Source organism: Robertmurraya dakarensis, assembly GCF_900156875.1.
Lineage (GTDB): Bacteria > Bacillota > Bacilli > Bacillales > Cytobacillaceae > Robertmurraya > Robertmurraya dakarensis.
In genome coordinates this window covers 816,663-840,230 of record NZ_LT707408.1, presented here as the reverse complement: position 1 = coordinate 840,230, position 23,568 = coordinate 816,663, and the positions used below count along the sequence as shown (strand labels likewise).

The window sequence follows — 23,568 nt, the reverse complement described above, 5'->3', positions numbered from 1 at the left end:
ATTACGCACCAATAATCCTTTTCCTCATAAGATACTGATAACAGGCTATCGCCTATTTCATTATAAATGGAGCAAAGAGTACGAGCAAATGAGGAATCTTTATGACTGTTAGTTCTTATATCCCTATTACGATTGTACCTGTCAAAACGTTTCAAAATCATGACAATCTTATCTATTTAAATCCTTCCTTTATCAACTACTGGGGGATTAATCACAAAGAGCTCTTACGTCTTCGCATCGGAGTTAAAACGATGAGTTTTGAAGTAGTTCTCTCAACAAAAGTTCAAAAAAATGAAATACATGTTAGTGAGTCAATCCTTTCAAAATTCCCTTTGCCTATCAAACGAATGCGTTTCCTTTGTCAATATGACCTTCAGCAGAAGACGCTGCAAATTGGACCAATAATAGCCATGGTCACAGAAATTGATGACAAAAAAGGAAATCCTAACTTCCGATCTGTTCATTCATTTTGCGAAGAATTGCATCATCTCTCAGAAACAATAGGGGGATTTTTCTATATTTTTCATATTGGTAATTTTTCAGAGTCTGAGATACAAGGTTATTACTATTTAGATGGGGATTGGCAAAAAGGGATGTGTGTACCGCCAGACATCATCTATAACCGAGTTCACTCCCGCAGAGTGGAGAGCAGCTCCACTGTTCAAAAAATCTTAGCAAGAATTAATCAACTGCAAATCCCTTTTTTTAATGACGGCTTTTTGTCCAAATGGGATGTGTATGAAATCTTACAAGCAGAAGAACATTTACATCCGTATTTGCCAAAAACCTCGTTATTCTCTGCCGAAAAGCTTACTGCTTATCTTGAAAAGTACCAATCGGTGTTCATTAAACCGGTTAACGGCAGTAAAGGAAGAAACATCATTTCTGTGAAAAAGAATCAGAATGGATTGACAGCCCAATCTACGTCACATCATCTAGACGATATACTAGAATTTTCAACAGATGCTCAATTTTCTGAATGGTTTCAAAAACAGATAAAAAAAACTTCCTATCTTATTCAGCAATCAATCCCATTAGCCTCGTATAAAAATAGACCGCTAGACTTTCGTATTCTTTGTCATAGAAACCATCAAAATAACTGGAGTATCACTTCCACTGTCGCCAGAGTCTCGGGAGAAAAACAATTTGTTTCAAATTTAGCCCGCGGCGGAGAAATGATGAAGCCCAGCATTCCTTTAGCAGACCTTTTTGGAAGAAAACTAGCTTTTCAACAAATTGCACTAATGAAGGAACTTGCGCTTGAGACCGCGTATATTGTGAGTCAATCTTCTTCAGGACTTATAGGAGAATTAGGAATCGATATAGGAATAGATGAAGACGGGGAATTGTGGATAATCGAAGTGAATTCAAAGCCCTCTAAAGATGCTGAGAAGCAGGCTTCCAACATACGTCCTTCTGCTAAGGCCATTTTTGAGTACAGCAGCTCACTGTCCTTCAATCATAAAAGAAATAAGGGTGATTCCAAATGAATTGTATTGGTTTTTTAACACTTCATTTAAGGAATGAAGAAACGTATTTTACTGAGATAGCATTACGAGCAAAGAAATTTGGCTTCCGCTGCTATCGTTTTATTCCTTCGAATATAACACCGGAAACGGAGATGGTTGAAGGGGAAGCTTTTGATGCAGAAAATCATGTGTGGAGAAAAGAACAATTTCCAATACCTAATATCCTGTATGATCGCTGTTTTTACAATAGCGACTTTCACTCCACACGATGCATGGCTATTGTAAACTGGCTTAAATCTAAAGACAACATTCAATTCTTGGGCTTTGGACTTCCCAACAAGCTTGAGTTACATCGAATATTATCAAAAACCAAATTAGCGCCTTATTTACCGCCTACTAAAATGGCAGATTCTCCTTCCGCCATTCTGAAGGAACTTCAAAAAACAAAAAAAATTATCCTTAAACCAATTCATGGATCTCAGGGGAATGGTATCTACTTATTAGAATTTAAGCAGAAGTCAGTTACCGTACGCACGGATAAGAAGGATAAACAAATATCTTATACATTCAAGGAGGAAACTAGACTTCAAGCTTGGTTAACGAGGATCTTAGGGAAAAGAGAATTTCTTATACAACCATACTTGCACCTTACTAATCACCTTCATCAGCCATTTGATATCCGCTCATTGCTGCAAAAAAATGCACGGGGGCAATGGAAAATCATTGGTAAAGGAGTAAGAGTTGGCAGCGAAAACCGGATTATTTCAAACCTTAGTGGTGGTGCATCTGTATTAAATTACGATATATGGCTGGAAGCTCAAGGTAAATCTGCTAATTACGTCCGCAATGAAATCGATGAAATTTTACATGCTCTCCCTCTTATCCTAGAAACCCACTTTCCTCCTTTATTCGAACTCGGTGTTGATATTGGGCTAGCGCGCGATGGTTCTCTTTGGATACTGGATATCAACTCCAAACCCGGTCGTAAAGTCCTTTTAATTGACCAGCCGGAGAAGACGGATGACTTATACGAAGCACCTCTCCAATATGCTAAATCACTCACAGAAAGGAGCTCAATCTAACATGAATAAACAATACCCAATACAATGGTTAGATGAAGAAGGATTGACTTTTTACTACCCTGCCGAGCTAAAAGGTGTAAAGCAGACTGACATGCAAATTGCTTACGGTACTTTCTCTGTCACAGCAAAATGTTTGCCTCACCCAGAGGGAAGAAACAGGATTATTCTCACTAAGGAATTGGCAAAACAACTTAAAATTCCAAAACTTGCGGGCCCTCTTCACCTATTTATAAATGAAAAAACACTATATCTCGGACCGCTAATTGGCATTTTCACCTCAGGGTTTACCCCTTTTAAGGTGAGGCCATTAGGTGAACGCACATTATTTTTTTCAAAGCTCCTATCTGTAAAAAAGACCATCGGCGCCCATGCCTTTATATTTGGTGAAAATCATATCAATTGGGAAGATGGAACGATTAATGGACTTTTTTATCAAGAAAAAGGATGGGAAACGATCGAGGTTCCTTTTCCGAATGTTATTTATGACCGCCTGCCGAATCGCCGCAGTGAAAAAAGAGTAAGATTGGCGCAGGTTAAAGACCGCCTGCAGAATGACTATTTAATTCCATGGTATAATCCGGGTTTTTTTAATAAATTAGAGATCTTCGAAAAGCTGCAGCAAGACCAGAAGTGTGAAAAGTATTTACCTGAAACCCATCCGTTTACTTCTTTTTCATTAATTGAAAGAATGCTCGCAGATTATGGTCACGTATACCTCAAGCCAAAAAACGGCAGCCTCGGGAACGGAATTCATCAAATTATTTATAACGCTGTAGAAGGACATTATTATTGCCGTTATCAAGATAAACAAGGGGACAACAAACTTCGCAAGTATCAAACATTAGAGTCTTTGTTTTCTAATCTTTTTAAAAATAAACGGTTGACAGGTATGCTCGTACAGCAGGGAATTCATTCACTCCGGGTTGATAAGCGTCCAGTTGATTTCAGGGTTCATACCAATAAAGATGCTCTCGGAAATTGGAAAGTCACTGCGATTGCTGCAAAGATTGCAGGACTCGGCAGTGTCACAACACATGTCAAAAATGGTGGTGAGATCAAAACCATCCCAGAAATTTTCGAGTCTGCAGCACAGCAAGAAGAAATCATCGCTAAACTAAAAACAGCCTGCCTTGATCTAAGCTCTTGCTTAGAAAACCAAATGAACGGGATTATTGGAGAAATTGGTTTCGATTTGGGCATTGATCGTGAAGGAAATGTATGGCTATTTGAAGCAAACTCGAAACCTGGCAGATCTATTTTCAAACACCCGCAATTAAAAGAATATGATATGTTAACTCGGAAACTCTCTCTGGCTTTTTCTATTTTCCTCACAGAACAATCGATATCTAGACCTGAGGAAATTTTCAAATGATCTTCTATGACCCTTTTAGAAAAGAGTGGTATCAGCAGTTATCGAATGAAAATTATGTATTTGGAAAGACCGGGCTTGCTATCCCCTTTAAGAAAAACCTGAACGAGGGTTCTATTTCTTTTCAGATTTCCTGTCATGATGGTAACCTGCTCGGACCACTTATTGGGATTATGACTAGTCGAAAAAACAACAAAAGTTTAGCTGGAAATGGTCTGCTATTTAAAAATATTCAAAAGGAAGTCATCCAAAAAGGAGGATTATCCTTTGTGTTTACACCCGAGGGATTAGGTACAAAATCAATTGAAGGGTTCTGTTATTTACCCGATAAAGATGCTTGGATTAAAATCACAGTCCCCTTCCCTCACGTTGTTTACAATCGAATCCCTTTTCGGCAAGCAGAACAAACATCGGAATTCCAACTCGCAGTCAACATTTTTCGAGAAAAAGGAATTCCTTTTTTTAACCCTTCTTTCCTGAAGAAATTTGATTTATATAAACTGTTTAAAAATGATGAGGATATAGGAAAATACTTTCCAGAGACAATTCTGATAAATGATGAAGCTTTATTTAGATTATTTATCAGTAAACATCGAAACGTCTACTTAAAACCCAACACCTTATCAAAAGGGAAAGGTATTTATCGTTTAACAGTTGAACAGGATGGTTCCCTGAGTTTAGTTGGATTAAGCCATCAATATTCTTATCGTGATCTCAATGAATTTTTGAAGGAGCGCTTTGCTATATTAAGGAAAAAACACTATATCGCACAATGCGCCGTATCACCGGCACTTCTTAACGGCGAACGATTCGATTTTAGAGTACTATCTCACTTTCAGAACGGGGAATATTTGGTCACTGGAGTAGGAATCAGGCAAGCTGACAAACAAAATATTACTACGCACCTGCCAAACGGCGGCAGACTAGTTCCTTATTCAAGAGTACAAAATCAACAACATGATCATTTTTTTCAAGTGATTGTAAATAGATGCGGGGAATTACTATCAAATAAAAAAGGATTTTTCGGAGAATTTTCTATCGATGCTGGAATGACAGAAACCGGAAAGTATGTGATCTACGAAGTCAATGCAAAACCCATGAGTTTTGATGAAGAAGAAATAGAAGCCAGCCGTATCCAAAATCTTTGCACCTTATTTTTTAACCTTGCTGGGTTTAAGAATCCCTCATAAATGGATGTCATTTTAACGTTTTCAGAGTTAAAATGAACATAGGAGGGAATAGACGATGATCACACATTTTCAGTACAATTCGCTATACAGCAACAAACAAATGCCTGGCTGGCGTATTTCTTTTTACTTTAAAAAGAAAAAATTGAGCGGCATCTATCATCCAGATGGGAAAATTGAGTGGACTTCAGAACCGCCTTTGCAAGAAGACGAGGAACTGTTAATTAAACAGATTCATGAATTAATGCTTTTTCACGTCTACGATCAATAAGCTTTTTGAATGGATTCCTCTTTTAAAGGAAAAATAACATAAAACCTTGAAGAGGAGGAGGAATTCAAAATGAAAAAGGAAGACGTACAATATGAAGGCCGTGAGGAAAGGTATGTCGATATCGATCGAATGATTAACGAAGGACTTTCTGGAGGGTCTGTGCACAATCGAGAAGGAACAAGTAATATCGAAGAAGCTCCCCCGCTTCCAAAAGAAGAGGCACCGCCATATGAAGCTGATTAATAATGGACCATGAATAAAGACACCATCTAAATATTGATGGTGTCTTTTTACTACGCTCTTTACAAGGATTTATTTTATCTGCTTTTTACAATCATATTAACAGCTTCTTGAATAGCGTCTTCTGCATTTTTACCTTCTTCATCAGCTTCTCGAATGCACGTCTCTAGGTTTTTTGCTACTATATATCCGATAGCTCGATCTGTTGCAGAACGTACTGCTGATAATTGTGTGACAACGTCTTTACAGTGTTGCCCTTCCTCCATCATACGAATTACTCCACGCACTTGTCCTTCAAGACGCTTAAGACGGTTTTTTAACTCCTGTGTATATTCCACAATCCTTCCCTCCCTTTTTTGAAAAAATATCTCGTTCTTTTTATTTACGTTAGTGTATCTGTCGATAATTGTTATAATAAAAGAAAACAAAGTAATTATCAACTAACATAGAAGCTGTAACAAGTAAAAACGGGCTGTCTGCAGGCGTTTTAATTACGGAGGCAATCAATGGCTGAATTGAAATTAGAACATATTTATAAGATTTATGATCAAAAGACCGTCGCTGTAAAAGATTTCAATCTACATATACATGATAAGGAATTCATCGTCTTTGTCGGCCCATCAGGCTGTGGAAAATCCACAATACTACGGATGATTGCGGGGCTTGAAGATATCTCAAATGGGGATTTTTTTATAGATGGCAAACGAGTAAACGAAACACCTCCAAAGGATCGCGATATCGCTATGGTTTTTCAGCATTATGCCCTTTATCCCCATATGACTGTTTATGATAATATGGCGTTCAACTTAAAATTACGGAAGTACCCTAAAAAAGAAATTGATGAACGTGTGCAGCGTACAGCCCGCACTTTAGGTTTAGAAGAGCTTCTGCATCGCAAACCAAAAGCGCTGTCTGGCGGACAACGTCAGCGTGTGGCATTAGGAAGAGCACTCATACGCGAACCAAAAGTATTTTTGATGGATGAGCCCCTTTCAAACCTGGATGCAAAGCTTCGCGTTCAAATGCGTGCTGAGATTACGAAGCTTCATAGACAGATGCAAACTACGACGATTTATGTTACCCACGATCAAACTGAAGCTATGACCATGGCATCTAGAATCGTTGTTTTAAAGGATGGAGAAATCCAACAAGTTGGTCCTCCAACAGCGGTATATGAAAAACCTGAAAATGTATTTGTTGCTGATTTCATCGGATCCCCCGCTATGAACTTTTTTCATGGAGAGATTGATGGAAAACATTTAATGATTGGAAACCATTCCTTTTTAATACCAGATGCAAAATGGGCTGCCCTGCGAAAACAAAGCTACAACAATAAACCAATCATCTTCGGGATTCGGCCAGAACATATTTATCAAGAAGAAAGTGGAATACAATCCCCATATACAGCATTGTCTACTAAAATTGAAATGGTTGAAATAACGGGAGCAGAATCACTTCTCTATGGCATTTTGAACGGCCAAAATTTCGTTGCCAGGTTAAATACCCATACGGAAATAACAACAGAAACCAAGATCAATTTAATTTTCGACATGGACAAAGGACATTTCTTCGATAAGGAATCTTTACGAAGAATTACATAGGGGAGGAGGGCTATAGAGAATAAGCCCTCTTTTTTCATTCATTTACAAATTTGATTTCATCATAACCGCAATTTTGACATTTACATAAATGAGGGCACTGCCCAAGTCTTTCATCTGTAGGATAACCATCTTCCAACTTCATTTGGTCTATTGGCATATATGGACTATAGTCATCGTAGTAGTCCATTAATCTGCCACTATCCTCTAAACCATTTCCGCAGTTTGGGCAAGCCAATTGCAGGATTTCAAAGCCGTTACAGAGTGGACACATTCCCATATGAACTTCAACCTCATTCTTTCTGTTTTACTCCTAGTTTGCATATTTTTAACCTTGTGTATGTGATACAAAGTAATAATCACATGGGAATAATTTCCATTGTTTATTTTTGAATAAAAACTGATTATCTCTCCATAATAACAAGTAAACAGCACAGCAACTCAAACAAAAGCAACTCAACAAGCAGCATTAAAGCTTTAACTTTTACAACGATGGGTTAAACCTAGTTTAGGTGGCAAATTACTTGCCTGCTGGTGCAACTCCAGCTAACCCAACCAAAAACAAAAATTATGAAGGAGAGTGTACATCAATGGCAAACAACAATTCTTCAAATTCTAACCAACTTTTAGTACCAGGAGCTCAGCAGGCTTTAGATCAAATGAAATTCGAAATTGCTAGTGAGTTTGGAGTAAATCTAGGTGCAGACACTACTTCTCGTGCAAATGGATCTGTAGGTGGAGAAATCACTAAGCGTTTAGTTTCTCTTGCTCAACAACAAATGAGCGGACAATTCGGTGGACAATAATTAAGGTTCTTAGTTAGAACAATTTAATATGATATGGCTTCAAGCCCCCTTCAAAACGAAGGGGGCTTTTCCTTGTGTTCCCCTATACCATCTTACTTGGATCTACCCATTGTTCAAATTGCTCCTCCGTCACATATCCTGTTTTTAACGCTGCTTCCTTTAAAGTTGTATTCTCACGATAGGCAAGCTTCGCTATCTCTGCTGCTTTTTCATACCCTATGAACGGATTGAGTGCCGTGACTAGCATTAAGGATTCCTCTACATGCTTTTCAATAACCTGTTGATTTATCTCAAGACCCTTTAGGCAGTTATCATTAAAAGACTTCATTCCATCAGTGAGCAGCTCGATACTTTGGATTAAATTATAAATGATCATCGGTTTAAAAACATTTAGCTGAAAATTCCCTTGACTGGCAGCGAACCCGATTGCTGTATCATTACCGAAGACATGGCAAACGACCATCGTCAGCGCTTCACTTTGGGTTGGGTTAACTTTTCCTGGCATAATAGAACTTCCAGGTTCATTAGCAGGAATATTCAGTTCACCAATTCCACTTCTCGGGCCACTTGCCAGCCATCTAATATCATTCGCAATCTTCATCAAGTCTGCACCTAAAGCTTTTAATGCCCCATGTACATGGACTATTTCGTCATGGCTAGTCAATGCGTGAAATTTATTTTCAGCCGAGCGGAAAGGATATCCTGTCTGCTTTTTTAATTCATTTACCACTTTTGCTCCAAATTCTTTATGCGCATTAATACCAGTACCGACCGCTGTTCCTCCTATTGCTAAATCAAGCAAGTGCTGCATTGATTCATGAATCATTCTTTCATTCTTCTCAATCATCATCCGCCAGCCGCTGATTTCCTGGCCTACAGTAATAGGGGTTGCATCTTGAAGATGGGTTCTCCCTATTTTGACTGTACCCATAAAGGCCTTCTCTTTTTCTTGCAGAGTCTTTTTCATCTCAGACAATACAGGCAAAAGTTTTTCCGTTATCCGTTGATAACCAGCAATATGCATGGCCGTAGGAAAGGTATCATTAGAGCTTTGAGACATATTGACATCATCATTTGGATGAACAGTCTCATCCACCTTTTCATTTTTAAGTTTCTGATTAGCCCGATTAGCTATGACTTCATTTACATTCATATTCGTTTGTGTACCGCTTCCTGTTTGCCAGACCACTAACGGGAACTGATCGTCATAGTTCCCTTGAAGAATTTCATCACAAACGGCAGTAATCACTTTCATCTTGCTGTCAGAAAGTTTTCCAAGCCCATGGTTCACAATTGCAGCTGCTTTTTTTATATGAGAAAAAGCATAAATAACATCTAATGGCATTTTTTCTGAGCCTATTTTAAAGTTATTTCTACTCCGCTGTGTTTGTGCCCCCCAATATTTATCAGCTGGAACTTTAACCTCGCCAAGTGTATCTTTTTCAATTCTAAATCGATCCATGAGAATACCTCCTTCTTTTTGTAGTAATCACCAGCTAGGAAGGTAATAAATAAATTAAACATTTAACAAGATTCGTTAGTCCTCTATTATTAACACCTTTATAATCTATTCCCTTATTTAAGGTTATTCATGCAAAAAAAAAACTGCTTGCATATTGCAGGCAGTTAATCAGCTTTAACGATTGTATATCCAATATAATATCCAAGTACCATGATACTTGCTATAATTAATGTCACACTAAGTTCTCCCATTTGAGCCTTGCCCCCTTTAGAAGTTTTATTACTTCTAAAGTAACATAACTAAAGTCGAGCCTTCTGTTTGTTTTCGAATATTTTGTGACTATTAATTGAAATTTTTATGAACACTTTTAAGAGGCTTTTAAGATTATTCAACGATTACTGCTGTACCATATGCAATGATTTCAGATGCATTTTGCATGACTGCTGAGGTTTCAAGACGTACAGCAATAATTGCGTTTGCACCTTTTGCCTTAGCATCTTCGACCATTCGTCCAATTGCTTTTTGCCTGGCCTCTTCCATCATTTCGGTGTACTCCTTGATCTCTCCGCCAACAATGGTCTTTAAACCCGCCATTATGTCCTTGCCTATATGCTTTGACTGGATTGTACTTCCTCTCACAAATCCTTTTAACTCTTTTACTTCTTTACCAGGTACAAAATCAGTAGTTACGATAATCATTTTCGTCATCCTCCTCTTTTTCCTTCAACCGTTCAACTATTAATACAATGAAAATTCCGAGCATGGCAAGACCGTAAACAATAAAGACGAAAATAGCAATTTTTATGTTAATAAAAAGCATAACAATACCAAGAAGCTGACCAATGACGATCATCATAAGCAGCATCTGTTTTAATTTTCCCATCTTTTCGCCATTCCTTTTAATTTAGTTACATTTCTTCGGTTATTAGTTCCTCAAATCTTTCTTTGGCAGCACTTTCATCCATACTGCTGAAAATCCGAAAATATTCATCATCCAATATTCGAAAATGCTGGCTAAGAATGTTTTGCTGAAGGATAAAACCATTTTTACGGTTTAGTTCACGCCACCAAACCTTTCCTCCAAGTGTTTTTTCTTTACGATAATCAATGCCATCTCTTACAATTGTTTCCAATACCTCAAGCGGTTCATTTCCAAATAAAAATTGAACGGTCTCAGTGTCGCGAAAAAGTGCACAAATCGTAACAACAGTCGGCCAATTTGCATACACCCTGCCCTTTTCAATTTGAACAAGTGTCTTTTTGGATATCCCTAATATCTCTGCCATTTTATCCTGTGTGTACCCAGCTTCAGTTCTAATAAGACGTAATTTTTCTGAGGTCTTTAAAATAATTTCATCTCGAGTCAATACATTTTCATTCCCTTTTAGCCTTATCGTGTAATTTTACACCATATATTTCCATTATAAATGGAAAGAACATCGATTTTCAAGAAAAACAACGACATCTTATATAGGCAGGCCATAAAATCAAATACCTTTATAAAAACATAGGATAGTAAAAAGCTGCTTTCTACGGAGGTAAGAAAGATGTTTGCAATCAATGTAGATAAAGAAATTCAATTGCAATTATTCCACTTATACGATGCCAAAGAGTTATTTGAGCTTGTAGAACGTAATCGGTATTATTTACGGGAATGGCTGCCTTGGGTAGACAGCATTACTAGTCCTTACCAATACCACTCCATTATTCCAATGTGGCACCAGCAATTTTTAGAAAAGAGCAATATTCACACAGGCATTCGCTATAAAGGGGTTTTAGTTGGCAGCATCGGACTGCACAACATCGATTGGTTTAACCTGCAAGCATCGATCGGTTATTTTCTAGCAGAAAACGCTCAAGGAAAAGGAATCATAAGCCGTGCTGTCCGGGCTCTCATTCATTTTGCTTTTAATCAATTAGGACTACATCGAATTGAAATTCGCTGTGGAGAAAAGAATGAAAAGAGCCGCGCGATCCCCGAGCGCTTCGGATTTATAAGAGAGGGCATCATTCGAGATGGAGAGAAACTAAATGGAGATTTTCACAACTTGATCGTGTACGGCATGTTGAAAAATGAATGGAAAGATTAATAGCTGGGCATCAGTCGGAATTTTTTGATATTTATATGAAATTTTATGAAAATTATTCATATAAACCTATTTTTATAATAAAATAGAGGTAACAAATTCATTCCGAAACCGCTACGTTTGACTGTATGGTTTGGAGAATTTATAATAAGAAAATAAAGCTCTGTAGACTATAATTCTAATGAGTTATGAACCGCAGGAAACCACGTTAACAGAGCCATTTTGATAAAAGTTGAGGTGGTATGATGGGGCAGTCTATCGTATTGGCGAGTTAGCTCATATTGCGAACGTGTCAAAAAGAACGATTGATTATTATACAAGTCTCGGACTTTTAAAAGCAAACCGTTCAAAATCAAATTACAGAATATATTCTCAACACGCTGTTGAAGATTTAAAATTTATTGAGGAGTGTAAGAGCTTACACTACTCTTTAGAAGAGATTAAGAGAAAACTAGAAATAAAGAAGCTCAAAGAAATCCAACAAGGGGAATTAGAAAAACACATTCACTTAGTAACACAGCAAATGAAGCAGCTAACGAGTGACTTGGACGTTCTGCTGCCATTAATTGAAAGCCTTAATGAAGAACAAACAGAATTGCTTAATTCTGAAAGTGAATTGTTAAAAAAATCCCTTTCAAGATTAACTAGGTATCACTAAATTTTTTTAATTATTGGGAGGTGACTCCTTACTCGTTTTCTTGCGAGCTAAGGAAACTTATTTGGACATATTTAACTTGGTTCTATTAGCCATTTTGATTGCTTTTACGGCATTTTTTGTCGCTTCAGAATTTGCAATCATTAGGATAAGAAGCTCAAGAATAGAACAATTGATTGAAGAAGGCAACAGGAGCGCTATTGCAGCTAAAAAGGTAACAACTCATCTTGATGAGTATCTTTCCGCTTGTCAGCTAGGAATTACCGTTACTGCATTAGGAATCGGCTGGTTAGGTGAACCAACAATCGCGCATATGTTGGACCCGCTTTTCTCCCGATTTAATGTTCCCGATGCAATGTCTCACTTGCTTGCTATTGTAATCGCTTTTGTGCTTATTACTTTTCTGCATGTTGTTGTAGGAGAGCTAGCACCAAAAACGGTTGCAATCAGAAAAGCAGAACAGATAACTCTATTAGTGTCTCGTCCACTGATTTGGTTTTATCGCCTATTTTATCCATTTATTTGGACATTAAATGGATCTGCTCGAATAATTGTAGGGTGGTTTGGCTTAAAACCTGCAAAAGAAAGTGAAGAAGAAGCACATTCTGAAGAGGAACTTCGATTAATATTGTCAGAAAGCTATAGAAGTGGCGAAATCAACCAATCTGAGTTTAAGTATGTAAATAAAATCTTTGAATTCGATGATCGAATTGCAAAGGAAATAATGGTGCCTCGAACTGAAATTGTTTCATTGTCAAAGGATGAGTCCATTCAAGCTTTCATGGAAATTGTATACAATGAAAAGTTTACTAGGTATCCAGTTATTGACGGTGATAAAGACCATATTATCGGTATGGTTAATATAAAAGAAGTTATGACCGATTTATTGAAAAAACCCGAACTTGCATTTCAGTCAATTAAATCCTATATTAGGCCGATCATTCGCGTAATTGACACAGTGCCAATCGGTGATTTGCTGATAAAGATGCAAAAAGAACGTATTCATATGTCCATTTTGATGGATGAATACGGCGGCACATCCGGATTAGTTACCGTCGAGGATATTATCGAAGAAATAGTCGGCGAAATACGTGATGAATTTGATAATGATGAAATTTCAGAAGTCCGTAAAATTAGTGAAAATCACTATATCTTTGATTCAAAAGTATTAGTAAGCGAGGTAAATGACCTCCTTGGTCTTGATATTAATGATGAAGATGTAGATACGATCGGCGGCTGGATCTTAACAGAAAAATTTGAATCAAAAGAAGGCGACACCCTTATTTTCGGTTCATATGCATTCACGATACTAGAAATGGAAGATCATCATATTAAATACGTTGAAGTAACGAAAATGGAAGAAGAACAGGAAATGCAAGAAGAGAAGGAGCTTGTTCAGCAAGTCACTTTAACGGACACCTCAGTGATGTCTTAATAATAACTCCCCCACACTCGGGGGAGTTTTTTATGTAATAATAACCTCCTCTATCCATACCCTTTATTGATTTATCGAAAACCTCATTTACTCTTCTATAAAAAAAAGATTAAAAAATCAATAATTATGAAACTTTTGGATAACCTATTTCTCGTACTTGATTAACAAAGGAGAGAAATATATTGAAAAAACTACTATTTATTTTTGCCGCTATCGTAATTGGATTTTCGGTTCATCCAGGCACATTTGCGGATGCTTCACCTGAGAAATCTGAAAATGAACAAAAAGTGGAGAAGCCAGACAAACATCACCATAGGCTAATTGAAGAAGATAAAGTGAAGGAACTGACAGAAAAAGGATTCACAAAAGAAGAAATCTTCACGGGAGCAATTCTAGCAAAAAAAGCAGATAAAAGTGTTGATGATGTATTGACCATTTACAAAGAGAAAAAAACTTGGGAAAACACCGCTAAAGAACTTGGAGTTGATTTGGAGGAACTGAAGAAAATAAACTCCATGGTGGAATGGAATCAGTTTTTAGAGAATCATGAAGGTGCTGTGATCGATTATTTGGCAGCCTATTCAAATAAGAAACCCGAAGATATTCAAGCTTACTTAGATGATAAAATGTCTTTGCGCTTCTTAATTGGCGCTGCAGCAATGGCAAAACTAAGTAACAAGGACTTAGATGAAATCATTTCTATGAAAAAAGAGGGCCAATCCTTCCACAACATCATCAGTACATTAAATATTAAACATGAAGACCTACATAACGAACTGAAGGAGTTTAAGAAGGGTGTTGAAGAAAAGGTCAAGGATGGCTCCTCGGAAGAAGCCAAAGAATAGTGGATAAATTAAAATTAACCAAGCCTTTTATGAGCCGGCTTGGTTAATTCTGTTTATAAATCGCTTGAAGTACTCTCTAAAGTGACCTCTACCGTTTTTAACTCATTCCCTCGATAAACTTTTAGAGATACATGATCTCCTGCCTCAAGATCAGAGTATAAATACTTTCTTAGCTCCGTTGTGGATGAGATCTCTTTGCCATCAATCGCTACAATAACATCCTGAACATTTAACCCCGCTTTCCGAGCCGCCGAATCAGGATCGATAAAAGTTACCATCGCTCCTTCATTCACTTTTTCTGGTAAACTTTGAAGATATCTTAATGGAATTTCCTGAAGGTCGGCTAGACTCACACCTAAATACGGTCGTTCTACTTGTCCATTTTCAATAATTTCATTTACAATCGGAAGAACATCATTACTTGGAATCGCAAATCCCAATCCTTCCACACCACTTTCTGATATTTTTAAACTATTAATACCAATCACTTCACCTTGGGTGTTCATTAAAGCACCGCCGCTATTTCCTGGATTAATTGCTGCGTCTGTTTGAATAACATTTAGGTCCCATTCGCCTGCAGATGTTGAAACAGATATCGTTCGGTCCACTGCACTAACAATTCCTTGTGTAACAGTACGAGAAAACTCAAGGCCTAATGGATTTCCGATCGCAAGTACTTCCTCCCCAGCTCTTAACATCGATGAATCTCCAAACGTTAATACATTATCAGCATACTTTGGCTCTATTTTTAGAACAGCTAGGTCTGTTAATGCATCTGCACCAATTAATTGAGCTGGGATTTTCTTACCATTATGCAAGGAAATTTCAATCTCAGAGGCACCTTCAATCACATGATTGTTTGTAACAATATAAGCTGCATCTTTTGTTTTCTTAAAAATAACACCTGTTCCTGAACCACTCTCAACGTTTTCTAATGTTTGCGCAAAACGATTGCTTTGTTGCTTAAAATTAACGATCCCAACGATAGCAGGAGAAGCTTGTTCAACTATATCAGCTATTGATGATTTTCCAGCTGAGGTTGATGTTGGTGTTGCCAGAATATTAGAGGAGCTAGTGGTTTTTTCCACTATTTCAGTTCCAGCCACCGAGTCTGATTGATTCGTTTGCTGGAGGAGATCAGTTTGTGTAACAACCGTTAAAGTTAACACCGAACCGACTACCCCTGCTGTAACGGTTGACAACATCCCTTTAAAAAAAGTCTTTTTTCGATGTATATTTCCGGATTCATTGATTTTTTTAGGCTCATTAGGATATTGATAATCATTCATTGATATTTCCTCCTAAAGACTAGATTATGTAGTCCTGTCTTTATCACTTACATATATCGTATCCAGGAAATATGAACAATTAATTAACAAACCGTGACGGCACTTGGAAGGATTAAGGAAATATTATGGACAATTATACCAAAAGAACCGCAATATGATCTGCGGTTCATCTCAGGTTATTTATTCTTTTTATACGGAAGGGTAATGACAAATTTTGTTCCCTTATTCTTTTCACTGAAGACCCCAATATTTCCATGGTGTAGATGAACAAGCTGTTTGACAATCGATAAACCTAATCCAAACTCACCAAATGGACTACTCTTCCTAGATACTTCCGCTTTATAGAATCTGTGCCAAATCTTCTCCACTTCCTTCGAATCAATCCCAATACCTGTATCCTCTATCTCAATGATGGTTTTCCCGTTCTCAAATTTGCCTCTCAACCATATTTCTCCGTCATTTGTAAACTGAATGCTGTTCTTTGTTATGTTAATAAGAATTTGTATAAGCCGATCATAATCTGCTTGTATCCAAACATTTTCTTCTATATCTAGTTTTATTACATTATTTTTTTCTTCAGCTTGCAATGAAAGTGTTTCTTGAATAATTTCAAATACTTCAATCAGCTGTATATCCACTATATTGAGTTTGACTTGATTCGATCTAATTTTGTCATAGTCCAGGTTTTCATTGACAAGTCTAATTAATCTTTTTGTTTCCTGACTGACTAAATTGATCCCTTTTTCCTTCTCTTCTTCAGCGATCATATTATTGCGTAACCCTTCAATCACACCGCTTATAGTTGTCAAAGGGGTACGCAATTCATGTGAAACATCTGACATGAAATTTCTTCTTCTATTTTCTAAATTTTCAATTTCCTCCATTGAGGTATTCAATCTTTTGACCATATGATTAAAGTCTTGAGCAAGTTCGCCAATTTCATCAAAATCAGACGGTGGCAAATGGACTGAATAATCCCCCGAGGCGATCATTGAGGTTGCTTCTTGCAGCCGTTTGATTCTGTTTACATGAACTCTTGATAATATCCAGCTGGGGATGATAGCAACGATAAATGCCAGCAGGACTGTAAGATATAAATATTGGTTAAACTGACTGATCATTTCTCTTGATCCGCTAATCGGGGCCGTTAGGAAAATTCCGCCTGCAAGTTGCCCCCTTACGATATGGGGTAAAGCTACAAGTGTTACATTTTGATCAGAATGCTGCGTCTTATTTTTTACTACAAGCGCTTCCCCTTTTGAAATTTGTTCTAGAACCTCATCAGCAAGGCGCAAATCGGGGACAAATCTTCCAGCTGGATAAAGGATATTTCCTTTTTCATCAAAAATACTGAAATTAATCTTCCTGCCGCCAAGGACTGCACTATATTGATCAAGTACTCTTAATGACAATGAATTCCCTGCGGTCAATTCGGAAATGATATTTTCTCCGTATGCAACAAGCTCCTCTACTTTGTTTTGGTAGACTAATCTTTCCACATAATGTGCAAACACGAGACCAAGGATTAAAAAAGCGACGACAAGCACACTCATATGGCTTAATAGCTGTTGATGAAAATATTTAACCTTCACTTGTTTGGATCGTTTCATCAAACTTATACCCTACTCCCCAAACAGTATGAAAGAAAGGCTGTGTATCTGTCCCGACTTTTTTCCTTAACCTTTTGATATGAACATCCACTGTTCGTTCATCACCGTAAAACTGATAGCCCCAAACTCTTTCAAGCAATTGATCTCTTGTAAAGACCTGCTTAGGATGTTGTGCAAAATAATAGAGCAAATCAAACTCTTTTGGAGTCAAATTCGTGATCTGTTCCCCATTTAAATACACTTCCCTTGCCTCTTTACTTATCTTAAAATGCTGCGTTTTTAGCAGACCTTTTTCCGTGCTATTACCCGCATTATTATTGGCTCTTCGTGTAACTGCCTTTATTCTTGCCATTAATGCCAGCGGGCTGAATGGTTTTGTTACATAATCATCTGCTCCCATTTCAAGGCCGAGCACTTGATCAGATTCGCTATCCTTTGCCGTTAGCATAATGATTGGAATGGAATCATTTTCTTGCCTTATTTTTCTGCAAATGGTCACTCCATCCATGCCTGGAAGCATCCAATCAATAATTAAGAGATCCCAGCTTCCCTCTTTATACCGGTTATAACCTTGTATACCATCATTTACATACTCTCCAATGATTCCTTCTTTTGAAAAGAACATCTCGATCATGGAACAGACACTCTCATTATCTTCTATTACTAGAACATTCATAAATTTCAACCCCTCAAAACCTAAATATCCATTTAAACTTAACTTAAATCTAAATTAAATATTTATCAACTTTTATTGCAGCGATTTTCAATTATTAATAGGATAGAAAATATTTTTTATATTTTTTTTTAATATCTACCCCCATTCTGAAATTATAAGAAACGAATCCTATACTGAACACGTCAAATAATTGGATTAAACATAAGAAATTATGGGTATATATAAAATTACCAATTGGGAATTATTGGAGGTATGATTGTTATGAATATCGTAAGAACAGATATTGATGAACTATTGGAAAATACGGTGGATATAGAGGAAGATCAAGCAGAATTTTTATTATTTAATATTGAGATTGATCAATTGTTAGATAACACAAGAGACCTATAACAATTAACCATATAAAGAACTAGTGCTTCTTCAGGTGTTGGGACATTATGCCTTCTTTCTTTACTTCCTCAAGAACGATGCTGCTGCGCAAGTAAATTTGTCAGTGTTTATTTGCTATCTTTTCCTCTTTCTTTCATTAACATATTCTTCTCAATTAAAATAAATAAAAAAGCTGAGTGATGTTCAAACAGTCTGAACTTCATTCAGCTAATTTTAGTTTGTTAAAAAAGGTGTTTTGTCCAATCCAAGATAAATACATAAATGAAAGCAATCGTTGTGACTACTAAAAAATACTTTCCATTCCAACGAAATGCTACTGTCAGTCCATCTTTTTTAACACACTGACTTACAATGATATTTAATGCATTTAAAGGGGATATTGCCGCCGCTAACATCCAGGAAAACATACACATGAAAGCAATCGTTACTTGTGAAATTTCAATTTCCGCAAAGTTAAGAGAAATTAAGATTAGCGGGGTGACAATAATTTGGTGTACTCCCATAAAAGCCATTACGGTAACGAATAAAAGGATAAATAGAAATAAAATCCCAACAGATTGTGTGGCCGACCATTGCATAATCTGTTCTATAAAATCCTTAACAGGCGTATGGGAGATCGCATTTCCAAACAATCCAGCACTTAAAAACATACAAATTTCCGTTTTTGACTGTGTGAGCAATTTGTCTTTATAAAGATGCATTTCCTCTTTCACAATACTTGTCTTCCATCTTAGAAAAAACCAAAGCATTGGAATCATTACACAAATAATCGTTACGAGCAGCAGCATTGAAATTCTAAATATTTGCTCCAATACTATTAATAAAAACACGAGTCCAAACACGAAAATAAGCAATTTAGTTAAGTCCTTTTTTCTCCCCGTTTTATCGTAAACTTCCGCACTTACAGCTACCTCATTGAATACTTCTAGGTTTCTGGGACGAAATAAGAAAACCCCCACTGCAATTTGCAAAATAGCAAATATGACTCCAACCAGTACATAGGACAGGTAGGTCATCTCCATATAGTACAAAACGATTCCGACTGAGGCAAAAAAAGGAGACCAAATGTTAGCGTGCGTAAATCCAACAAAATACGACCTTGATAGAAATCTAGATGGTATCTTTATATTCTCGACAAATCCATGAACAATCCGCAGTGCCCCCATATTTAATACAGGAGAGAGAGCTAACATAAAGGATGTTAAACCAAGGTAGATTTTCTGCGGATTACTCTTCATTTCATTTAAATACGAAACAACCGTTTCTATAATTCCTTCCCTTTTTAAAGGGATCGACAACAATGGAGCTAAAATGATAATAGCAAGCAGCGCCATATTTTGTGTGATTCCCTCAAACAAACCAATCCCTGTATCACCTACTGCAAAGTGAATGATCATTCCCAGCAGAAATAGGGTTAAGGTAAAGAGTCTTCCTTTTAAGTCTAATAGGGGCAGCATCGTAAGAAACAATGTTACTGCCACTATTGTAAAAATAACCTCTAATGTATCACTCTTAACAAATGCTTGAAGGATATATATAAAAGATAAACTTAATATCAGCGTAAAACGTACCATTTTTTCACTTCTCATCCATTGTTTTTATGAATGCTATCGTTGTTTTTCTAAGCTCGCCTTTCTTAATAGCTCGATAAATGCTTCTCCTGTTTGTTCAGTTGAGGATGCTCCTCCTAAATCAGGAGTTAATAATTCTTTATCGTTCAGGAGCTCCTGCATCGTCGTTAGTATTCTCTTTCCCCATTCTTCCTCACCGAAGAAGTCCATCATCTGGCTTACAGACCAGATCGCTGCAAGCGGATTCGCGAGTCCTTTGCCTGAAATATCCGGTGCCGATCCATGTATAGGCTCAAACATGGAAGGGTATGTTCTTTCAGGATTAACATTTGCTCCAGCCGCTAAGCCTAAGCCCCCTGTTATTGCCGCTCCTAAATCTGTTAAAATATCACCAAATAGATTGGAAGTCACGACAATTTCAAATCTTTCCGGCTGAAGAACAAAAAAGAGACTTGCCGCATCGACTAAATAAGAATATGTTTGAACATCAGGATATTCCCTGCTAACTTCTTCAAATACCTCATCCCAAAACACCATTGAATAATTAAGTGCATTTGCTTTACTAATACTAGTTAAGGTCTTCTTTTGCTTACGTGCTTCCTCAAAAGCATAGCGGATAATACGTTCTGTGCCTTTTCTTGAGAAAACACCTGTCTGTAACACAACTTCCTCTGCTTTCCCTTTAAACAGCCAATCACCAGCACCCGCATATTCGCCTTCACTATTCTCACGAATTACTAAAAAGTCAATCTCCTTTTCTCCTTTTTCCTTTAAAGGAGTTAGATCTGGATGCAAAAGTTTAATAGGCCTAATATTCACGTATTGATCGAAGCCTTTACGAATTTTAAGAAGCAGATCCCATAAAGAAATATGGTCTGGTACTCCTGGATAACCAACTGCTCCTAAGTATATAGCATCAAATTCCTGTAGTTGTTCCAATCCATCGTCATCCATCATTATTCCATTATTCACATAATATTCGCAACTCCACGGAAACTCTTTAAATGAGAATGACAGGCTTGGGTCCAGCTCCTCAATAGCTTTCAAGACGTTTACACCTTGTGAAACTACTTCAGGTCCAATCCCATCGCCAGGAATTAATGCGATTTTCCAGTGATTCATTTTTATCCTTCCCCTCTATCAAAATCAATCCATCCGCACAACTGTACATTTATTCATACTATTCTTGCATATAATCTTTAAAATCTCCACAATATTCTTTAAATTTTACTAAAAAAACTTTATTAAAGGAGCATTCTTTAGATTAATTCTTGAATTTTCCTGCTTTGCAGTGCCTTATGATTCGCTATAACTGGGAGGGTTTCTCCATTGATAACGCGAACTAAATTTTTTGCAATAATAGTTGATGTTTCTCTTGTTGCTTCAAGACTTATTCCTCCCATATGAGGAGTAAGCGTTACATTATCAAGGTTAAAGAATGGATGATCCTCCTGTGGTGGTTCTTCCGTAAACACATCGATTCCCGCACCCAAAATCCGTTTTTCTTTCAAAGCTGCAGCTAAATCATTTTCATTAATAACTCCACCGCGGGCTGTGTTGATGAGAACAGCTGATGGTTTCATCATAGAAAGCAGTCTCTCATCTACTAGCTTACTAGTAGCTTCCGTTAAAGGAATATGCAAACTCACTGCGTCACTTTCTTGAAACACTTTTTCCATTGAAGTAGTCAATTCAACTCCAATATCTTCTGCCAAAGTGATTCTTTCTTCTGTTATATTTCTTACATAGGCCAGCGCTTTCATTTCAAAACCATGGACTAATATTTTTGCTGTTTTTTGGGCAATCGTACCGAACCCAATCAATCCTATTGTTTTTCCAGACAATTCAAGTGTGGACCTGCCATCACGAAATGCAAAATTCCCCATTTTCGTTTCTTGATTGAATTGTGAAATATTCTTCATCACTGCTAATAATAAACTAACAGCATGCTCAGCTGTGGCTCCCGTATTAATTTTAGGAGCATGAAGAATAGGAATCCCTTTTTTCGTAGCATAATCAACAGCGATATTATCAAGGCCTACGCCAGCTCCTGAGATGGCCTTAATATCTTTGCAATGATCAAGTATAGCAGGGGTAATTTTTGCTGGTGCCCGTAATATAATCCCATCTACTCGGTGATTTTTCAAGTACTCAATAATCTCTTCTTCATTAAATTCAGTAAACTTTTTTACATCTGCTAAACTGTTTAACAAAACTTCCCCATCAGGGTGATACATGGGGAGAATTTGAATAATTTGAAGTCTATTCACTTTGTTACCCTGCCCCCTATTCTAGAAAAAACGTAAATGCCCTCTGGACCAAGCGAAATGCACCTTGGTCCAGAGAGCTGCTATCAAATTATACCTGCAGGTTTTCAATGATTGTTGAAATACCTTGGCCTCCACCGATACAGAGTGTTACTAAGCCGTACTTTTCACCTCTAAGTTCCATTTCATGCAGAAGCTTCGTCATAAGGATTGCACCAGTTGCTCCAATTGGATGTCCTAATGCAATTGCACCTCCGTTAACATTGATGCGGTCGATGTTCATACCGGCTTCACGAATAACTGCGATTGACTGCGCAGCAAATGCTTCATTTAACTCAATGAGACCAATATCATCCATGGAAAGCCCGCATTGCTTTAACGCTTTAAAAGTAGAAGTTACAGGACCAATTCCCATAATTTCAGGTGAAACACCACTTACAGCCTGGGCAATAATCTTTGCCTTTGGCTTCACCCCATAATGATTCATTTTCTCTTCTGTCATCATTAATCACTGGCATTCCCCGCTGTTACTGTACCGCCATCTTTAAATACCGCTTTCAGCTTGCCAAGCTTTTCAAGAGTCGTAGCTCTTGGATGTTCATCCACCTTGAAAGGAATGGTTTCTTTTTTCTTTTTCACATCAACAGGTACGATTTCTTTCTCAAAACGCCCAGATTCGATTGCTGCTTGCGCCAATTCCTGGCTGCGCATTGCAAATTCATCTTGTTCGGAACGTGAAATATTATATTTCTCTGCCAAATTCTCGGCTGTCAATCCCATTGTTAAGTTGCCATATTGCTCGATCGGCTGAGAACAAGGCTGGCTCTCTGTATTCGGATCAAGCAGCAGTCCATTGCCCGCTCCAAAACCATAACGGGCATTTCGAATATAATATGGAGCTGTGCTCATGCTTTCTGCACCACCAGCAATCACAACATCTTGATAGCCAAGTTTAATCTGCATATCTGCTGTGTTAATCGCCTGTAAGCCAGATCCACATTGTCGATGAACCGTAAAGCCCGTTGTTGAAATTGGCAACCCAGCTCTTAGTGCAGCTAAGCGTCCAAGATTCGATGTGTCCGCACTTTGTTTAGCTTGTCCAAGCACCACTTCATCAACTTCAACCTCAGGATTTGAACGATTTAATACTTCACGAATAACTTTTTCTGCTAAAAGATCCACTGTTACATCCTTAATGGATCCACCCATTCTACCAATTGCTGTTCTGACCGTTTCAACGATGTATGCTTGATTCAAAG

At 37.4% G+C, this 23,568-nt stretch carries 25 protein-coding genes and 1 pseudogene; 13 read left to right on the top strand and 13 right to left on the bottom strand.

Features of this window, described 5'->3' with window-relative positions; translation table 11 throughout:
- The first annotated feature begins 101 nt into the window (after positions 1–101).
- The 6 genes from CZ487_RS05225 (at position 102) to CZ487_RS27040 (ending at position 5,621) form a co-directional block, all read left to right on the top strand.
- Entirely contained in the window at positions 102–1,490 is a 1,389-nt protein-coding gene (locus CZ487_RS05225) for a YheC/YheD family endospore coat-associated protein (protein ID WP_077211088.1), read from the top strand.
- Positions 1,487–2,551 (top strand): YheC/YheD family endospore coat-associated protein, encoded by a 1,065-nt coding sequence (locus CZ487_RS05220; protein ID WP_077211087.1) that lies wholly within the window; start codon positions 1,487–1,489, stop codon positions 2,549–2,551. Before CZ487_RS05225 ends, CZ487_RS05220 begins: the two co-directional genes overlap by 4 nt.
- Before the next feature lies 1 nt (position 2,552).
- Entirely contained in the window at positions 2,553–3,923 is a 1,371-nt protein-coding gene (locus tag CZ487_RS05215; protein WP_077211086.1) for a YheC/YheD family endospore coat-associated protein, read from the top strand.
- Positions 3,920–5,110, top strand: a complete 1,191-nt coding sequence (locus tag CZ487_RS05210; RefSeq protein ID WP_077211085.1) for a YheC/YheD family endospore coat-associated protein — start codon at positions 3,920–3,922, stop codon at positions 5,108–5,110. Before CZ487_RS05215 ends, CZ487_RS05210 begins: the two co-directional genes overlap by 4 nt.
- Before the next feature lie 55 nt (positions 5,111–5,165).
- Entirely contained in the window at positions 5,166–5,378 is a 213-nt protein-coding gene (locus tag CZ487_RS05205) for a YheE family protein (protein WP_077211084.1), read from the top strand.
- A gap of 69 nt (positions 5,379–5,447) precedes the next feature.
- Positions 5,448–5,621, top strand: coding sequence for a hypothetical protein (locus tag CZ487_RS27040; protein ID WP_202617788.1), 174 nt, complete (start codon positions 5,448–5,450; stop codon positions 5,619–5,621).
- A gap of 74 nt (positions 5,622–5,695) precedes the next feature.
- Here CZ487_RS27040 and CZ487_RS05200 read toward each other — a convergent pair whose 3' ends face one another.
- On the bottom strand, positions 5,696–5,956 hold the full coding sequence (locus CZ487_RS05200) for a metal-sensitive transcriptional regulator (protein WP_077211083.1): 261 nt from the start codon (positions 5,954–5,956) through the stop codon (positions 5,696–5,698).
- Between the two features lie 168 nt (positions 5,957–6,124).
- Between CZ487_RS05200 and CZ487_RS05195 the strand changes: the two genes are divergently transcribed.
- Positions 6,125–7,219, top strand: coding sequence for an ABC transporter ATP-binding protein (locus CZ487_RS05195; RefSeq protein ID WP_077211082.1), 1,095 nt, complete (start codon positions 6,125–6,127; stop codon positions 7,217–7,219).
- Between the two features lie 34 nt (positions 7,220–7,253).
- On the opposite strand, the gene CZ487_RS05190 is transcribed toward CZ487_RS05195, so the two are convergent.
- Positions 7,254–7,496, bottom strand: a complete 243-nt coding sequence (locus CZ487_RS05190; RefSeq protein ID WP_077211081.1) for a hypothetical protein — start codon at positions 7,494–7,496, stop codon at positions 7,254–7,256.
- A 310-nt stretch (positions 7,497–7,806) separates the two neighbouring features.
- Between CZ487_RS05190 and CZ487_RS05185 the strand changes: the two genes are divergently transcribed.
- Positions 7,807–8,022 (top strand): alpha/beta-type small acid-soluble spore protein, encoded by a 216-nt coding sequence (locus CZ487_RS05185; RefSeq protein WP_077211866.1) that lies wholly within the window; start codon positions 7,807–7,809, stop codon positions 8,020–8,022.
- A gap of 82 nt (positions 8,023–8,104) precedes the next feature.
- Here the strand turns inward: CZ487_RS05185 and fumC are convergent, their stop codons facing one another.
- The 4 genes from fumC to CZ487_RS05165 all read right to left on the bottom strand — a co-directional run bounded on the left by fumC (position 8,105) and on the right by CZ487_RS05165 (position 10,851).
- Positions 8,105–9,484: a class II fumarate hydratase gene (fumC, locus tag CZ487_RS05180; RefSeq protein WP_077211080.1), complete on the bottom strand. Its 1,380-nt coding sequence runs from the start codon at positions 9,482–9,484 to the stop codon at positions 8,105–8,107.
- A 384-nt stretch (positions 9,485–9,868) separates the two neighbouring features.
- Positions 9,869–10,183 carry a YbjQ family protein gene (locus CZ487_RS05175; protein ID WP_077211079.1) on the bottom strand — a complete coding sequence of 105 codons (315 nt, stop codon included), beginning with the start codon at positions 10,181–10,183 and terminating at the stop codon, positions 9,869–9,871.
- Positions 10,164–10,367 (bottom strand): hypothetical protein, encoded by a 204-nt coding sequence (locus tag CZ487_RS05170; RefSeq protein ID WP_077211078.1) that lies wholly within the window; start codon positions 10,365–10,367, stop codon positions 10,164–10,166. The genes CZ487_RS05175 and CZ487_RS05170 overlap by 20 nt, the downstream gene beginning before the upstream one ends.
- 25 nt (positions 10,368–10,392) lie before the next feature.
- Entirely contained in the window at positions 10,393–10,851 is a 459-nt protein-coding gene (locus tag CZ487_RS05165) for a helix-turn-helix transcriptional regulator (RefSeq protein ID WP_077211077.1), read from the bottom strand.
- A 180-nt stretch (positions 10,852–11,031) separates the two neighbouring features.
- On the opposite strand from CZ487_RS05165, the gene CZ487_RS05160 reads away from it, so the two are divergent.
- From CZ487_RS05160 to CZ487_RS05145, 4 genes are all read left to right on the top strand, one after another.
- Complete coding sequence (locus CZ487_RS05160) at positions 11,032–11,574, top strand: GNAT family N-acetyltransferase (RefSeq protein ID WP_077211076.1); 543 nt, start codon at positions 11,032–11,034, stop codon at positions 11,572–11,574.
- A gap of 229 nt (positions 11,575–11,803) precedes the next feature.
- Positions 11,804–12,229, top strand: a complete 426-nt coding sequence (locus tag CZ487_RS05155; RefSeq protein WP_077211075.1) for a MerR family transcriptional regulator — start codon at positions 11,804–11,806, stop codon at positions 12,227–12,229.
- 61 nt (positions 12,230–12,290) lie between these two features.
- Complete coding sequence (locus tag CZ487_RS05150) at positions 12,291–13,661, top strand: hemolysin family protein (RefSeq protein WP_077211865.1); 1,371 nt, start codon at positions 12,291–12,293, stop codon at positions 13,659–13,661.
- 182 nt (positions 13,662–13,843) lie between these two features.
- On the top strand, positions 13,844–14,506 hold the full coding sequence (locus CZ487_RS05145; protein ID WP_077211074.1) for a hypothetical protein: 663 nt from the start codon (positions 13,844–13,846) through the stop codon (positions 14,504–14,506).
- A gap of 53 nt (positions 14,507–14,559) precedes the next feature.
- Here the strand turns inward: CZ487_RS05145 and CZ487_RS05140 are convergent, their stop codons facing one another.
- From CZ487_RS05140 to CZ487_RS05130, 3 genes are all read right to left on the bottom strand, one after another.
- Positions 14,560–15,795, bottom strand: a complete 1,236-nt coding sequence (locus CZ487_RS05140) for a S1C family serine protease (protein WP_077211073.1) — start codon at positions 15,793–15,795, stop codon at positions 14,560–14,562.
- Between the two features lie 176 nt (positions 15,796–15,971).
- Entirely contained in the window at positions 15,972–17,405 is a 1,434-nt protein-coding gene (locus tag CZ487_RS05135; protein ID WP_154676013.1) for a sensor histidine kinase, read from the bottom strand.
- Complete coding sequence (locus CZ487_RS05130) at positions 17,377–18,081, bottom strand: response regulator transcription factor (protein ID WP_077211072.1); 705 nt, start codon at positions 18,079–18,081, stop codon at positions 17,377–17,379. The genes CZ487_RS05135 and CZ487_RS05130 overlap by 29 nt, the downstream gene beginning before the upstream one ends.
- A gap of 261 nt (positions 18,082–18,342) precedes the next feature.
- On the opposite strand from CZ487_RS05130, the gene CZ487_RS27665 reads away from it, so the two are divergent.
- Positions 18,343–18,471, top strand: coding sequence for a hypothetical protein (locus tag CZ487_RS27665; protein ID WP_272914189.1), 129 nt, complete (start codon positions 18,343–18,345; stop codon positions 18,469–18,471).
- A 221-nt stretch (positions 18,472–18,692) separates the two neighbouring features.
- Here CZ487_RS27665 and CZ487_RS05125 read toward each other — a convergent pair whose 3' ends face one another.
- From CZ487_RS05125 to CZ487_RS05110, 4 genes and pseudogenes are all read right to left on the bottom strand, one after another.
- Positions 18,693–20,045, bottom strand: coding sequence for a hypothetical protein (locus tag CZ487_RS05125; RefSeq protein WP_077211071.1), 1,353 nt, complete (start codon positions 20,043–20,045; stop codon positions 18,693–18,695).
- Between the two features lie 33 nt (positions 20,046–20,078).
- Positions 20,079–21,164, bottom strand: a complete 1,086-nt coding sequence (locus tag CZ487_RS05120; RefSeq protein WP_077211070.1) for a tartrate dehydrogenase — start codon at positions 21,162–21,164, stop codon at positions 20,079–20,081.
- 137 nt (positions 21,165–21,301) lie between these two features.
- Positions 21,302–22,312 carry a hydroxyacid dehydrogenase gene (locus CZ487_RS05115; protein WP_077211069.1) on the bottom strand — a complete coding sequence of 337 codons (1,011 nt, stop codon included), beginning with the start codon at positions 22,310–22,312 and terminating at the stop codon, positions 21,302–21,304.
- Between the two features lie 88 nt (positions 22,313–22,400).
- Positions 22,401–23,566, bottom strand: a pseudogene (locus CZ487_RS05110) (thiolase family protein).
- Positions 23,567–23,568: the final 2 nt, after the last annotated feature.